13 protein-coding genes, 1 tRNA gene and 1 pseudogene are annotated in these 14525 nt (G+C 51.2%); 7 read left to right on the top strand and 8 right to left on the bottom strand.

From position 1 onward, the window contains the following. The coding region (locus tag ACIQ2T_RS07145) for a YbjN domain-containing protein (protein ID WP_397590213.1) at positions 1 to 495 on the top strand (495 nt) is incomplete at its 5' end. Between the two features lie 645 nt (positions 496 to 1140). Here the strand turns inward: ACIQ2T_RS07145 and ACIQ2T_RS07140 are convergent. Continuing rightward, a complete protein-coding gene (locus ACIQ2T_RS07140; RefSeq protein ID WP_397590212.1) occupies positions 1141 to 1530 on the bottom strand; it encodes a hypothetical protein in 390 nt (129 codons plus the stop codon). A 228-nt stretch (positions 1531 to 1758) separates the two neighbouring features. Further along, a protein-coding gene (locus ACIQ2T_RS07135) for an IS5 family transposase (protein WP_397585937.1) occupies positions 1759 to 2513 on the bottom strand; the annotation gives its coding sequence in 2 pieces (ribosomal slippage) (positions 1759 to 2195 and positions 2195 to 2513; 756 coding nt in all). A 13-nt stretch (positions 2514 to 2526) separates the two neighbouring features. On the opposite strand from ACIQ2T_RS07135, the gene ACIQ2T_RS07130 reads away from it, so the two are divergent. Then, positions 2527 to 3231, top strand: a complete 705-nt coding sequence (locus tag ACIQ2T_RS07130) for a primase-helicase family protein (protein ID WP_397590211.1) — start codon at positions 2527 to 2529, stop codon at positions 3229 to 3231. 717 nt (positions 3232 to 3948) lie between these two features. Here ACIQ2T_RS07130 and ACIQ2T_RS07125 read toward each other — a convergent pair. The 3 genes from ACIQ2T_RS07125 to ACIQ2T_RS07115 all read right to left on the bottom strand — a co-directional run bounded on the left by ACIQ2T_RS07125 (position 3949) and on the right by ACIQ2T_RS07115 (position 8276). Further along, positions 3949 to 4308 (bottom strand): hypothetical protein, encoded by a 360-nt coding sequence (locus tag ACIQ2T_RS07125; protein WP_397590210.1) that lies wholly within the window; start codon positions 4306 to 4308, stop codon positions 3949 to 3951. A 12-nt stretch (positions 4309 to 4320) separates the two neighbouring features. After that, on the bottom strand, positions 4321 to 5496 hold the full coding sequence (locus tag ACIQ2T_RS07120; protein WP_397585589.1) for a class I SAM-dependent methyltransferase: 1176 nt from the start codon (positions 5494 to 5496) through the stop codon (positions 4321 to 4323). Between the two features lie 320 nt (positions 5497 to 5816). Next, positions 5817 to 8276, bottom strand: coding sequence for a TonB-dependent receptor (locus ACIQ2T_RS07115; protein ID WP_397585590.1), 2460 nt, complete (start codon positions 8274 to 8276; stop codon positions 5817 to 5819). 212 nt (positions 8277 to 8488) lie between these two features. Here ACIQ2T_RS07115 and ACIQ2T_RS07110 point away from each other — a divergent pair, with 212 nt between their 5' ends. After that, positions 8489 to 9010 carry a MarR family transcriptional regulator gene (locus ACIQ2T_RS07110; RefSeq protein WP_397590209.1) on the top strand — a complete coding sequence of 174 codons (522 nt, stop codon included), beginning with the start codon at positions 8489 to 8491 and terminating at the stop codon, positions 9008 to 9010. Between the two features lie 104 nt (positions 9011 to 9114). Beyond that, positions 9115 to 9881, top strand: a pseudogene (locus tag ACIQ2T_RS07105) (IS5 family transposase). On the opposite strand, the gene ACIQ2T_RS07100 reads toward ACIQ2T_RS07105, so the two are convergent. Next, positions 9878 to 10669, bottom strand: a complete 792-nt coding sequence (locus ACIQ2T_RS07100) for an alpha/beta fold hydrolase (protein WP_397585592.1) — start codon at positions 10667 to 10669, stop codon at positions 9878 to 9880. The pseudogene ACIQ2T_RS07105 and the gene ACIQ2T_RS07100 sit on opposite strands and share 4 nt — an antisense overlap. A 171-nt stretch (positions 10670 to 10840) precedes the next feature. Next, positions 10841 to 12517 carry an FAD-binding oxidoreductase gene (locus ACIQ2T_RS07095; protein WP_397585593.1) on the bottom strand — a complete coding sequence of 559 codons (1677 nt, stop codon included), beginning with the start codon at positions 12515 to 12517 and terminating at the stop codon, positions 10841 to 10843. 49 nt (positions 12518 to 12566) lie between these two features. On the opposite strand from ACIQ2T_RS07095, the gene ACIQ2T_RS07090 reads away from it, so the two are divergent. Then, positions 12567 to 13253 carry a GntR family transcriptional regulator gene (locus ACIQ2T_RS07090; RefSeq protein WP_397590208.1) on the top strand — a complete coding sequence of 229 codons (687 nt, stop codon included), beginning with the start codon at positions 12567 to 12569 and terminating at the stop codon, positions 13251 to 13253. Between the two features lie 422 nt (positions 13254 to 13675). Here the strand turns inward: ACIQ2T_RS07090 and ACIQ2T_RS07085 are convergent. Continuing rightward, positions 13676 to 13752 (bottom strand) — tRNA-Arg (locus tag ACIQ2T_RS07085). 144 nt (positions 13753 to 13896) lie between these two features. Here ACIQ2T_RS07085 and ACIQ2T_RS07080 point away from each other — a divergent pair. Both ACIQ2T_RS07080 and ACIQ2T_RS07075 read left to right on the top strand, forming a co-directional pair. After that, the gene (locus tag ACIQ2T_RS07080) at positions 13897 to 14376 is read left to right on the top strand and encodes a hypothetical protein (RefSeq protein WP_397590207.1); all 480 of its coding nucleotides are present in this window, start codon (positions 13897 to 13899) and stop codon (positions 14374 to 14376) included. Positions 14377 to 14404: 28 nt separating this feature from the next. Next, on the top strand, positions 14405 to 14525 hold a 121-nt coding region (locus tag ACIQ2T_RS07075), incomplete at its 3' end, for an acyl-CoA dehydrogenase family protein (protein ID WP_397590214.1).

The following is a 14525-nucleotide window of genomic DNA, read 5'->3' as shown; positions in this document are numbered from 1 at the left end:
GTGAAGTTGAAAACTCTAATTCTGATGTCTGCAGGATTGATGTCGTTTAGTGGCAGCGCAAGGGCTCAGGAGGGATGCCCCGCTGGACTGATCTGTGCTTCCAAGCCGGAAACAGTCGCAGTTGGTGTTCAAGATGCAGGCTTTCGGGCAAAGGTCGACAAGGATGATGCCGGCGACCCGATGATCTACAGCGAGGCTAGCGGCTTCAAGTTCCAAATACTTTTTTATGAGTGTGACAAAGGAAAAGAATGCAGTTCATTGCAGTTCGTATCCTATTTCGGTGCAGAGGATGACAACACGCCAGAATATGCAAATGCGTGGAACGCCAAAACCCGCTTCATTCGAGCCTCTGTGGAAAAGAAAGAGCTTCAACTGGCGTATGACATCACTACAACCGGCGGTCTTAATAAAGCGAACTTTACCGATGTTTTGGAATGGTGGTCGGCGATGCTGGGAGAATTCGCATTGTTTGTGAAAGAGAAAAAAGCGCTTTGAGCAAAATAGCATTTCGGACAGCTACTGAAATGTATGTCCGTCTCCCGCTGTGCGATAAGCATCCTACCAACTCGAGATACTTTCAACCAAACGGGTAAACCTTGCCGTTGCCATCTCCGACCGTCTGATTACCCTTCGATATCCGAGCAGCCAAGGCTGAGATACTGTCTGTCCGTAGAACTTCTACAGCATCTCAATTGAGGTTCCCATCTGCTTTGCCAACAGAAATGGGGAGGTGTCGTTCGACAGCCGCAGTCGGCACATCGCTGCATTTAAATATTGTTATATATCAATGATTTAAATGGCGCACCCAAGAGGATTCGAACCTCTGGCCTCTGCCTTCGGAGGGCACTTAATGATTAAAATAATCGTTATAAATCAATAGTTTATGGTGTATTTCTGGGTCGTGTGCACGATTTGTGCATTTTTTTGTTGTGTAAAAATTGACATATTCTACTTTTTTACAGGTAGTTAAGATGATTTTGGAGCTTGTTTGAGATGCGCTCAGATCAGTTACGTAGCCATTAGCTCCAGCCGTTCTGATATTTGGTTTTACGAAATACGGGAATGCGGATCTTCGCACTCCCGTAAACGCCAGACCTTCCGTGTCCATTCTGCCGGACATTAAGGTCTATTTAGGTACTCTTAAGGTAGGACAGTGATGTCCTCATCCAGGAAAGCTCCTGCGACTGACCCACTAGCAATTCTTGCACTGGTACCAGTTACAAAAAATCCAACTACCGGCACCAGAATGATTGCTCCAACAACGCCTGCAGTTCCGGTCACACCCTTATCATCAAACGAGCCTGATAGTCTTACCTGTCTTCCACCAACAGTGGCGTACAATACCCTAGCGGTAATGTGTCCTGACTTGCCCCACATCCCTTTGTTACGAACTTCAGTAATCTCGCCTTGCACCGGCGACCCAGATGGAATGACTATTTTTCCGTTCAACATAAGGGACTCAGCTATTTCCATTCGAAAGCGCTGCCCCACCCGTGATACCTTGCGTTCAGTGGTAAGTTCTTCGAGCAAGCGAACCGATCCGCCGTTCCTATGGTTCGATCCATGTCAGGGCAGTCGCGTTCGCCACAAAAATCTTGCGATAGCCAATCTGGATCAGCCCCGCGCGCGCAAGCCAGCCTCATCCTTCGGCCATAAATAGGGCAGAAAGCGCCGCATGACGGCGAAATCGGGCTTGGCGTCAGAAGTGGGAGCTAATGGAGGCACAGGCGCCCTATAATTAGGGTCAGGACTCATTGATCACAACCAGAAGATGACGGTAGCGGCGATGCAGATGCCCGACATGAAGGTGTGTGCGCATCGATCGTAGCGTGTGTGGATGCGGCGCCAATCCTTGATTTTAGCGAACAGGTTTTCGACCATATGGCGTTTTTTGTAGACCGCTTTGTCATAGTGATATTGCACTTTGCGGTTGGATTTTGGCGGGATGCAGGGGGTTATCCCGCGCGCTGTCAGGGCGGCGCGGAACCAGTCGCTGTCATAACCTTTGTCGCCCAGCAGTTCCTTAGCATTTGGTAGCGCGTCAAGCAGCAGATAAGCGCCCTTGTGATCGCTCATCTGACCTTCCGTGAGCAGCATCATTATAGGGCGCCCCTCGCCATCGCAGACCGCGTGCAGCTTTGAGTTCAGCCCGCCTTTGGTGCGCCCGATACATCTGGAAAGAGCCCCCCTTTTAAGAGGCTTGCCGCAGTTCTGTGAGCTTTGAGGTGCGTCGCGTCGATCATGATCCGGTCTGGCTCTCCAGCCTCGCCCGCCAGTTCGGCGAAGATACGGTTGAAGACGCCCAGACGGCTCCAGCGAATGAAGCGATTATAAATCGTCTTGTGCGGCCCGTAGCTGCGCGGCGCATCGCGCCAGCGCAGGCCGTTCTTGATCACGAAGATGATGGCCGACACAATCAGCCGATCATCAACCCGCGGAATACCGTGCGATAGCGGGAAATATGGCTCAATACGGCGCATCTGCGCCTGACTCAGCAAATAGGGGTAATCCATCAACAGCGCCTCCTTGACGCCGCCATTGAATCAATCAGTCAACCATTATGCAAGCATTTTAACGGGTCCTGACCCTACTGTTACCATCGAGCAAAAATATCAGCCGCGCCGCTCAATCAGTTCTTACCACCGCTTCTTCGCTGCGAGTAACCACAAGCATTTTGCTCAGGTTGAGGCTGATGACCGCCGGTTTGCTTTCTTTCAAGTGTCAGACGCCCGCAAGGGTGATCACGCGTACTGGGATAACGTGCACAAGGCGATCGATGACCCCGCCGTGATTGCCGCCATGGTGAATGATATGCTTTCCCTAGATCTTAGTAATTTTAATGTCCGCCAGAGGCCAAAAACCGAAGCCCATATGGATCAAAGGCTAAAGTCGCTCAGCGGTTTCGACCGGTACTGGTTTGAGGTGTTGCAAATTGGCTGGTTTTACCCCGGCAGTCGCGGGGAACCAACGGATCCTTGGCAAGACCCGCGTTTCGTAAGTACAAAAACGCTGCTGGAGGGTTGGAAGGAATACGAGAAGGGGGCCCGCCTTTATACAGCACCTCAGGAGCGTGACGTGCATCAAGCCCTCAAGCGCCTCTGCCCCTCCGCCGAACGAGATCGACAGATGAACCGTAATATTCTGGAACGCGGCCAGCAGTTGCCATCATGGCCAGATGCGCGGAACGAATTTGCCCAATTCATGGGTGGAAAGATCGAGTGGTTGGACTGATGATCGTGAAAATGAACAAAAAGGTGGCAAATTTGCCAGCAGTTGCCAGATGTGGTGGTAACAAAAAACGCCTGATTTGCATAAGTTTTCGAGCGCATGCCACCATTGCCACCTCTTTTATAAAAATAAGGAAGAGTAATAGTTATAAGAGTTTGTCGAAACTGGTGGCAATGGTGGCAACCCGCGCACACGGCCACTTCCATAGGTCAGCGAACAATTCAGCTAGTGCCCGTCTGGCGCGCACCTCGGCAGATGTAATGTAAGAAATCGGACTAGTGCCTCTCCCAAACGTTCTGTCAGGCAAAACAAAACGCTGCACTGCTAAGTGTAAGGCGCGGGGCGATAGGTGCTGGAACCCAGCAGTGACGAAATGGGGCTGTACAACGTGCAGATATCATGGCGCCAAAAATCCAGAGGCTATCAAGCGAGGTGCAGATCATTGGAACTATCATGGTGCAGGTCAGACTGTACATGAAAGGCAAGAACGACACGACATGGCAGTCTTCTTCCACGAGACCGAAAATCTTATGGCTAAGCTGGGGATGCTAGCAGCGGGGTCGACACGGACGAGGGGGAGGAAGCCTAAGGTCTGAAAGCTATCACCGCAAGCTCGCCGCCTAATATCAACCCAACTGATGACGCCAATGCTCCGCTAATTTACGCACCCACCAGTGCCAAATGTTCCGACGAGAGGCAAGTTAGCTTAGCACTGCATTTTCACACGTCATTCTCCACAAGCGCAATCGCCTCTTCATAGGTCTGGGTGTCGGCGGCTCGCTTGGCCAACTCTTCGCGTTCCTGATGAACAATACGCAGTACGTTATCGAGAAATGATTCCCGCCAAGCGTCACGGTCTGTCCGAATGATCTCATCGGGTACATAAGCTTCTATAGCGGTGCGCGTGAACGGCTTACCCGCCTCAAGCAAACGCTCAATCGTATCGAGCCGATCATGCAACACTGCTGTCTCTCCAGCGAGCGCCATTGTGATCGACAGCACCTTGTCGATCGCTGGATCGGCAAAATATTCTGGCCGCAGCCCTCGAGCTTTTTTCTGCAATTCTATGCGTTCTGACATACCTATTTACCTTTATTTTTGCGCGCCCCAGAGCCACCAGGCACCTCCGCCGCCGAAGTCACCGCCCTGGAATACTTTCGTTCGCTTTGCTTCCTCAGCATCAAAAGCGCTGGCCTGATAGGCCTCGAACGCCTTGTCTGGATCGAATCCGGTTTCTGCAGCGACATCTTTCGCTACCAATTCGTGGGAAGCACCCCAATAAGGTTCGTTGTTGTTGCGTGTATCCCAGTCGAGCATGAAGGCGTCATATGTTGACAAGTCACGATACGGCGGAGTTTCGGCATGAACAACAACACCGCCTTCACTCAGTAGCCTGTTGCATTCACGCATGATCATGCGCAGCGATCCGTTGCTGGTTTCATGCACCAGAATATGGCTTACGATTAGATCAAAAAATCCATCTTCAAAATTTGTGCATTCGGCATTCTGCTGGCTGAAATTCACTTTTTTACCAAGCGATCCCGCACGGGCATATGCGTAGCGCAAAACTGGCGCGCCTACGTCAATCGCGAAGACCTCTGCATCAGGAAAGGCTTCGCAATAAGCTAGGGTTGAGTGACCTACTGTGCATCCCATGTCAAGAATGCGACGCGGCTTCAGGTTGGGATAATGCGTCTTGATATAGTCAATGGTGGTATCGCCAATATCCGAATTAAATGGCCCCATCCTGCCCATTGCATAAATATAGACGGCCCTATCATAGAGTGCACCATTTGCTACATCGTCTTTGGCAAATTCGGTATGATAACCGCCTGGCATGCAGTGGATATCGACTGCGCGGTGATAGCGAGGAATTTCCAATGCCGGGTCAAGCGTAAGGCTGCCTAGCTTCTTTTCGGCCGTTGCAGCGGTATTGATCAATGCGGGCAATTGGCGTTCCACAGATTGCTGAACCGATTTCCACATCATTTCCTGACTGTTGCGCTGAAGCGCGCTCCAGAAGTTGAAATAAGGCTCCTTCGACATCGCCTTGCGCACTTCGTGATAAGTTTCAGGTGCCCTGCCCTCAGCCTTTTCAAACACTGGCTTCACGCGCGCCTCGAACGCGTCTTTGTTGCCTAGCGAAATCTTGCTTGCGAGGTGATACTTCAGACTTTTCACAAACTCCTGACGGGAAAATTCATCTGAGGTCGTCTGCGGTAAGACGCCATGATTGAATTGCGATTTGAGATCTATGTCGTTCTGCATTAATAAAAATCCTTCACAAATTCAGAGATCAGAGGATGCCGTGTTGCATCCGCCGTTCCATTACTAACTGCGCAGCATCCCGAAAAGTTTCGCGCATGCGCCAAGCGGTTCGGTGACTCACCCCGCACTCAGAACAAAGCATCCGCAATCGAACATTTCCCGAATGCCTTTCAAACAGGGTTGCGGCAATCCGCCACACCGGTGCTGCCAACTTGCTTCCTCGCGGCGGAATTCCGCCCGGCAAAACTGCAATCATTTGCTCTGCTGTCAAATGAGTTCCTTTCACGGATGTCAAATTTGGCATACATTTTCCTTCCGCGTCAGAATTTCACTTTCCCCTCGACCCCAAAGCTGCGATCCGGAGCGCGAAAGACGGCGTGCGCGACTGGCAAGATCACAACGGCATCACTGTTATAGCTCTTGTCGAAGAGATTCTTTGACCAGAGCGTCAATTCCCAACGATCAGTGGTTAGCCCGAAACGAGCATTGACGAGATCAACCGGTTCGCGTTTCGTGTTGGCAAGATTGCGCTGATCATACCAGATTGACCCTGACCGAGTATAATCGGCTCGCGCAATCAGGTCGATAGTGCCTGACACCGGTTGGGTCATTTGGAAGCCCGCAGAGATGTTATAGTTCGCCGCAAAAGGCGTCCGATTTCCGATAATCGCAGCGCGGTCCGTTGGATTCTGGCTATCAATATCGATAATTTTTGTATCGGCGATGCCGACGCCGCCAAATAGCGTTAAACTATCGGTAACGCGAGCGTTCACATCAAACTCAATACCCTGAATGCGTGACTTTTTGATTTGAGAAATTGCTTGGATTCCTCCTGTTGGGAAGAATTCAAACTGCTGCGCATTCTCGACCTCGGTATAAAATGCGGCGCCATTGAAGCTGACGCGGCGGTCAAACAGGACAGTCTTGAAGCCCATTTCAAACGAGTCTGCAACTTCCTTGTCATACGTATCTTGGACAAGAATATCTGGAATGCCTATTAACAGCGTCGCGCGCGTGCCGATCGGATTAAACCCGCCCGATTTGAAACTGCGCCCATATCCGGCGTAAATTGAGCCGGACTTATTTGGAAACTTGTACGTGAGTGTAACCTTTGGCTGCAGCTGTTTGAATGTTTTCTTCCCGTTACACTCTGCCGCTGCTCGCCCGGTGGTTGCTACGCACAGATTGTAAGTAGCGGCCGGGGCACCCGGTGCGACACCAAAGAATGGATTAGCAATATTAGGCGTTACGGTTCGGATGGTGCGGCGCTCAATATCATAGCGTAAAGCTGCCTGAAGTTCGAACGCTTCGGAAACGTCATATTGAAAATTACCGAACGGCGCGAAGTTGCGAGCGGTATATGCATTACGGTCATAGTTGGCTGTACCGTTGTTGGAATCTGGTCCATCGATACCAAGCGTTGGTAGGATCCCCCCACCTCCAATTAGAAGGCGATCTACCGGCGCGACGGGTGCGCCAATCGTGGTTCCGGAAATGACAAACGGCGGCAGTAAAGCCCCTGTTGTAGGGTTGCGGCGCAGTTTTCCATTTAACCCTTGCTCAGTCGTAAAGTTGCGCTTTGAATCGAGAAAATAGCCGCCTATTTGCCAACGAAATGGCCCATCATTGGACGATGATATCCGGAGTTCCTGGATGATCGCTTTGTTAGCAATCCTGAACTTCTGTGTGTTATCGCCGAATGCCGCCAAAATATCCAAATTCAGTCCAGGCGACAGAACATCGGATACAAATTCGTTGCCCTGAAAATTCCATCCGCCATAAGGAAAATTTTTGCCCTGATAGTTGTCCGTTATCAAATTGTAAGACGTCACCGACGTCAGCGTAATACCCCCAAAGTCATGATCGATCTTCATCGACGTGCTAAACTTGTCTTGCCGGTTCTTGCTCAAAACATCGTTGGTGTAAGGCAGGCTAGTATCATTTGTGTCAATGCGGGTGACTGGCACACCGCCAATTGTTGAACCGACAACTTGCGAATTGAAAGCAAGTGCACCGCCCAGCAATCTACTGCCATTAAATCGAACATCAACTGTGGTATCTTCTCCAGCCTGCCAATCGAATCGCAACCGCGCCAATTTCTCGTTCGACCGCATCACTTTCTCGCCGGTATTTATGTTGGTGTAGGGACCATCAGAATCGTTGGCGGCGAACGATGCACGGAAGCGCAGAACGCCTGGAATGATTGGGCCGCCAACACTCACGCTTGCCTTTGAGCTATTCCAATTGCCATAACCAAAATTAGCTTGGACCTCAAATTCATCAGTTGGGGCCCTAGTAGTGATAACAATCGCGCCAGCCGCAGCGTTTCGGCCATAAAGCGCACCTTGTGGACCTTTGAGAACTTCGATCTGTTGGATATCGAAAAGTTCCCCGTTAAATTCATTCTGTGTCGCGAGTTGGACGCCGTCGATAACGAACGCCACAGCCCCTTCGGATTGCCTAACCGAGGTTTGTCCGCGGATATTGACAAAAAATTCACCGGCATGGTTTGACGTTTGGAATGTTACGTTGGGCGTGAGCGCTAGAAAATCTTGGGGTCGCGTAATCCCAGCCTGAGTAATCGTCTTTTCATCAAAAACCTGAACAGCAACTGGCACGTTAATGAACGCCTGATCACGCTTTAGTCCACTCACGATGATTTCATTTTCATCAACAGGTGGTTCGGCCTGCGGGGGGCTTTCTGCAATCTGAGCAAACCCGGCCGATGGAACCAGCGCCGCTGTTGCAACGGTCACTAATAGCATTTGTATCTTTTTCATATTTGCCTCCTCCGATATCACTAAACCAAACTGCAGTTTAACTATGCCATTGGCTTATATTTCAACATCAGTCGTCTGCTGATTATGTATACAAATATATCGACATCGATTGATTGATGTGTCAACTGAAAAGAAAGCATGTATTTTCGGCTGTAAAACAAGCCATAAGCTTGTATAAATTACAGCTAATTTTTCTAACAGGAGATGAAGTTGTGGACCATCCTTCAAACCGCTATATGACCAGGTCAGCAGACGCTTCGACGCTCACTCGCGCCGAATTGGCAATGATCCGTGTGTTAGAAGCCTTTAGCCGCTGGTCATATTTCTTACATAAAAGCGTGAGCGGAAGACCGCTTGGTCCGCAAGATGTCTGGTTGCTACATTCAATTCGTATGTGCGGAGGTGCCCAAAATCTATCGGAGCTGCTGCTCTTTCTCAACCGGAACGATGTGTCTACGATCCAATATTCACTGCGTAAGATCGAGCAATTTGGCCTTATTGAGAGGGTTACTGGGCACTCGAAGCGAGAGGCAGGGTACCGCCTGACTGAGCTGGGGATTGAGGCAACCGATTCTTACGCGGAGCTGCGAGAAGAGATGATGGTAGGCCTTGTGGGAGATGTGATCGGACTTGTACCGGCATTAGCTGAAGCTGCGTCGGCTTTAGAACGGCTCACAAGCCTCTATGACCAGTCAACACAATCGGTTCTCAACCGAAAAATTCTCGGGAACTAGAGGATCCTTGGCGATCCTAGGACCTGTTGACAAAGGGGATTCCCAAAAGGGCCAGTATCTGATTCAAGGTAGCTTTTGGGGAGGCTATCTTGATCCGGGGTTTGATGAGCGACGAGGAGTGGGCTTGCCTTGAGCCATTCGTGATCGAGCGCGGTCCGCGCAGCGGGCGTCGTCCGAGGAACCATCGGCTTGTTCTTGATGGGATTTTCTGGATTGCGCGAACAGGCGTTGCCTGGCGCGACCTGCACGAACATTTTGGCCAGTGGTCGTCGGTTTACCGCCAGTTCCGGCGCTGGACGCTGTCCGGCTTGTGGGAGTTGCTACTCGAAGCGTTCAACGACAGCGGCGGCGGCAAACCCAGCCTGCAAATGATCGACAGCACAATAATCCGGGCGCACCATTGTTCAGCCGGCGCTAAAGGGGGACTCCGTGCCAGGGTCTTGGCCGCTCAAAAGGTGGCTTTACGACCAAGATCCATCTCCGCATCAATGCGATGGGCCTACCCATAGCCTTTGCTCTGACAGGCGGTGAAGTCTCCGATTACAAAGGGTATCTGCCGATCATGAACGCCGACGGGCCAGCGCCCAAAGTGCTGCTCGCCGACAAAGGTTATGATGCTGATTTCATTCGCCAAGATATGGAAAGGCGCGGCGGCATTGCGATGATCCCGACCAAGCGTAACCGGCTGATCCAACTGCCGGTCGATCCCGACATCTACGCCCTGCGCAACATGGTCGAACGATGCTTCAACAAGCTCAAAAACGCCCGAAGGCTGGCCACCCGATAAGACAAAACCGCCGACAGCTATCTCGGCTTCATCCACCTCGTCTCACTCCGCCTGTGGATGCGTGAATTTGTCAACAGGTCCTAGGTATTGTCATTCAGAAAGTAGATCAATCCTTCCGCAAAATTCACTGCGTCTAAGTCAGGCTCAAAATTGGCCCCGCTGAGGGAAATGACGCGGGCGTCCGGCCGCATTTCTGCCGCTCGGTCCAGATAAGGATGAAGTACATCTTCTTGGGCAGCGCCAATCATTATCGGGCATTTAACAGCCTTGTAGAAATGAGAGAAATCCTGTGTCCAAACCGCACCATAAGATTGCACTCGACCCCACCAAGCGCGCAATTGATCGGCCATTTCACGGTGGATCAACATCGGATCGGCATGAGCGCCGAGGTTACGCAAATATTCCCAATTATCAAGAAGATAGGAGCCACTTATTGTGGGTGTAAAAGGGGTGCCAAACAGCTTTGAAAACGCTACCCGCTCTTCATCCGTCAACGGCACTGGTCCAACCATTGTTAGTGTTTTGGCAAGATCGGGATACCGCGCCGCCATTTCGACGCCAATACACGACCCCGTATGGTGCCCGACAATATGACAATGGTCGATCCCGGAATCTCTTACCGCCTCATAAAGCCAATCAACATAGGTTGACATCAAAGGCTTTAGATCATGTCCTACATCAAAGGATCCGCCAAATCCGGGCGTATCGAACGCATAAAGCGGCCACCTTCCAGCCAAGCGCTCCATCGCCTTGAGCCACATCTGGCCTGAACTCGCTGTTTGATGAAAGAAAATCACCGGCGTGCCATCACCTTCGACTGAGCGGAAATGGATCTGACCGCCACTGCAATCTGCGTATCCCTTGCGAATCATAACTGACCATTCCCTTCAAACCGTATTAAAATATCATATTACGTTCATAATATAGTTTCGATCTACCAAGTGTATTATGGATATGGTCGCAGCGAGACTTCAAGCCGCATTTCAAGCGCCCACAGGGAGCACCCCAAAGTTATATCATCCATTTAACACCTCAACTAATGTCTATCTTAGGCCAAGTGCCCCTGGATTCATTAACCGCAGCGGATCGACAACGCTCTTCATGCCCTCAATGACGGCGGGTAGTGCTGCGTTGTTCATAATCTCCATGTAAGGGTAATATTTCCCGATCTGGAGATGAAGCCCCCCGAGGCCATCGAACAAGTCGCGGAGCTCATCCCGGAGCTGGAGTGCTACCTGTCGTTTTTCTAGGTCAGCAGGGATCGATTTCCATTGATCGGCAAATTCAGGTTCGATTAGCGAAAGACGGAATTCCCCTAGTTCATCATGCCAATAGAAACTGGGCTCAATCACAAACTCTGGTCCCGAAAAACATGTGAGATAGGATGTCTTGATACCCCATTTATCCATCAGCGGCCTGCGCTCTGCTAAAAACTTCTCAGTCGTTTGTGCTGCCGCGATCGCGCGAGAAAGTGGGAAATACCCATGGACAGGGATCCAGATTTCTCCGTCAGAACCAAGCAATATTGTGCGGACACCGCCGAAAGGGGCATTGCGGAAAACGGTTGGAATGGAACTTGCCATCTCAGTCCCTCCTTCCTCGGTGCAAATCTCTGCGACGATATCGGTATGTTCGGAGGCCACAATTTCAGTGTGGGCATCAAGGGTCATATGCAGAGAATATGCTACATCTTTGAGTATTTTCTTGCCGCCCAGCGCCACTTGGGCGGCGCGCTTTAATCCTTTCAGGCCGCCCTTGCGGACAATCTTTCCAACAATCGACAGACCCTCTTCAAACGTAATGCCCTGCTTCTCAAATCCACCGTTATAGTAGGGGTCAAAACCATAGCATTCCGAGCAAATGCCAAGGCGCGCCGTGCGTACCTGTGCAGCTAACATTGCTTCGAGCGTGTCGAATTTATAGGAGAGGTAGCCCGTGTGCTTAGGTGCAGTGACAAGACGAAGTGCGGCCACTGCCTTCACACCCATCGCACCGGTATCGGCTGTAAACAAACCAGTGACATCAGGCCCGAAATGCCGCCAGAATGGAGTTGAGTTCTTGTGCGCCCAAGACCCAGTCGTCAGCACCGTTCCATCGGCCAGCACAACTTTAAGGCCGACTACACTTTCAGCTGCCGTGCCGCCTGTACCAGAACCGTGGAACAAACTGTTTTGTGATAGCGCGCCACCGACAGTTGCATAAGCGCCTGAAAGCGGCCCCCAATAGGGCGTCCTAACTCCCAGCGGGGCTAGCGTTTCGTAAAGTTCTTTCCACGTACAGCCCGCCTCAACAATGACATACATGTCGTCGGTATTAATCTCGACCACCTTATTCATGCGGCGCATATCAATAAGCACTGACCTCTGGCGCTCCGGTGTGTAGCCGCTGGTATAAGACATGCCGCCACCTCGCGGCACGACCGCAAATCCAGCACGTGTCGCAACGCCTACAGCCTGGGAGAGTTCATCCAGATTGGCCGGCTGGATGATGACATCTGCCACTTCGTGCGGCAGCCAACTTAGATCCTTTGAATAAAACTGCCGGCTGGCCTCATCCAGCAGAACATGTTCCGGGCCGATAATCTGCTGAAGCTGGCGCGCTACGCCTTCAAGGTTGTCGCCTTGAGGCAGAGTTCCCGTTTCTGATCCGATATTCTTCGCCATAAAAACTCCAATTAATGATTCGAAGAAAAGTGTATGCAAAATGACATGAAGATACAAGCTGCAATAATGCTTGGCGGCGACCTCATATTTTCACTATGGTGGCTGGATGTCGATCAATCCAGTAAAGCCGCCATCTGGCGCAAATGAGGAAGCTGCGGCTTCACTTGTCAGTTTTGTTGTCGATGCCATCATCGATGGCGTAATGAAGGGACACTATGCCCCAGGTCAGCGCCTCATCGCGGCTGATCTGGCGGAGGAATTTAATGTCAGCCGGGCGCCAGTTCGTGAAGCTCTGCATATGCTCGCAGGTGAAGGCGTCGTAGAGCTGATAGCTAATCGTGGGGCACGCATTCGGCGCTTAAGTGTTGGAGAGCTGATCGATTTCCTCGAATTCACGGAAGCCATCTGCGCGCTTGGTGTAAGGTTGGCGACTGGGCGGATGAGTGAGGTCGATAGCTGCTATACTGCTAACCAGGCATTCCAGCGGATTGAAGATGCTTACACGCGGAGACATAACCGCGATTTTGTCGAGGCGCTTTACCGTTATCACATCGAACTCAACCGCTTGTCGGGCAATCAGTATCTGGAATTCTTCTACCGACGCCCTTATATTCGTTTTTATACAATACTTCTCGCCGACTTGACGCCGGGCGAGCATTGGGAGCAGTATATCCTAAACTACCGGATGATCCATGATATGATACTGTCAGGAGACGCGCATTCCTCGGTAATCTCTTTCGTCGGCCATATCCGCTGGGTACTGCGCAATATGCGAAACGACGATTCAGCTTGATCTAGCAGGAGTGTCAATTGAGCCTGATAGACTTGTGATGGCTTTCGCGCTGGTCACTTGAGATTAAACACCTCTCTTAAAGATCCCAATCTTGGCGATCAAGGAGACGGAAGATTTCAAGCAACAGGCCGTTAGGATTGTGCTGGCTAGCCGGGGTATTGACGTCACCTAAAAGGCTACTGATGAAACCCAGCTAACCGGAAGAGCAGAATAGTATGTAAGAAGGAACTGTGGGTCCCATATCTCAGAACAGGGGGGTGCCACCCCGGTGGGGTCTAGTTAGGTAGGTTTTTCGAAGGGGGTGGGGGGTATCGTGATCGGACCCGCCAAAAAAAGGAACTTAATTCCACGTAAAGCTCATATATGTTTTACGGGATTTTTACGGGTCGAGACTCAAGCTTTTCACTAAGCCATTGAAAGTATGGCGCACCCAAGAGGATTCGAACCTCTGGCCTCTGCCTTCGGAGGGCAGCGCTCTATCCAGCTGAGCTATGGGTGCGGGCCGGAACCGGTTAGCAGGCAGATAGGCTTTGCGCCAAGTTTTTTTTAAGGCCCCGTTTCGGCGCTACAAATTCGTTATATATACCCCCGATGGAACCCATCCCTGATCCGCATGTTTTGCTCAGAGATATGGCGAATATATATGGCCGCAAAGATTTTATGTTTAAGCGCAACCCTTTTGGGGGCGACGGTGGGCGCGTGTTGGCCAATAACCGATAAAAATGCTGTTGCCGGTGCGCAGAGCGCAGCGTCGCCGACTGCCGACTTGGGAGTTGCCGATGTGGCGTTGGAAATTGCCATTAACCGGTTTCCTGCTGGGTATCAGGGGCGCTGGGCCATCAGCGCTATTGCATGCGATCAGGATCCCGACAGCGGTGCCGAGATTATGTCGCTTCAAGGTCGCCTGATTAAGTTTGCTGGATCCATTGGCACGATGGTGCAGGGCAAGCGCATGACATCAAATACCATGGCGGCCGAGTTTCAATTTGTGGATAAAACACACAAATCGACACGGATGATGGCGTTCAAACTGAGCGCAGACCGCGCGCAGATAGTGCGCACCGACAAGGCCGATGGTCTGCGAACACGATATGTGCGTTGCCCGAAGCTTATGTCTGGATAACTTAAAACTGCAATGCTAGGGCGGCCTCATGCAGAGCCAGTTTGAACTCAATGACGATCAAGTTGCCATCCAGGATATGGCGCGTAAATTCACCGCAGATGCGATCACGCCTTTTGCCGCCGAATGGGATGAAAAGTCGCATTATCCGG

Origin of the sequence: Sphingorhabdus sp., from assembly GCF_044357595.1 — a bacterium.
Taxonomy (GTDB): domain Bacteria; phylum Pseudomonadota; class Alphaproteobacteria; order Sphingomonadales; family Sphingomonadaceae; genus Sphingorhabdus_B.
This window is presented reverse-complemented; position numbering and strand designations above follow the sequence as displayed.

Excerpts from the sequence above, each read along its gene's own strand:
- ACIQ2T_RS07125 (WP_397590210.1), bottom strand. The coding sequence starts at position 4,308 with ATGTCAGAACGCATAGAATTGCAGAAAAAAGCTCGAGGGCTGCGGCCA.
- ACIQ2T_RS07080 (WP_397590207.1), top strand. The coding sequence starts at position 13,897 with ATGGCCGCAAAGATTTTATGTTTAAGCGCAACCCTTTTGGGGGCGACG.
- ACIQ2T_RS07090 (WP_397590208.1), top strand. The coding sequence starts at position 12,567 with ATGTCGATCAATCCAGTAAAGCCGCCATCTGGCGCAAATGAGGAAGCT.
- ACIQ2T_RS07115 (WP_397585590.1), bottom strand. The coding sequence starts at position 8,276 with ATGAAAAAGATACAAATGCTATTAGTGACCGTTGCAACAGCGGCGCTG.
- ACIQ2T_RS07100 (WP_397585592.1), bottom strand. The coding sequence starts at position 10,669 with ATGATTCGCAAGGGATACGCAGATTGCAGTGGCGGTCAGATCCATTTC.
- ACIQ2T_RS07120 (WP_397585589.1), bottom strand. The coding sequence starts at position 5,496 with ATGCAGAACGACATAGATCTCAAATCGCAATTCAATCATGGCGTCTTA.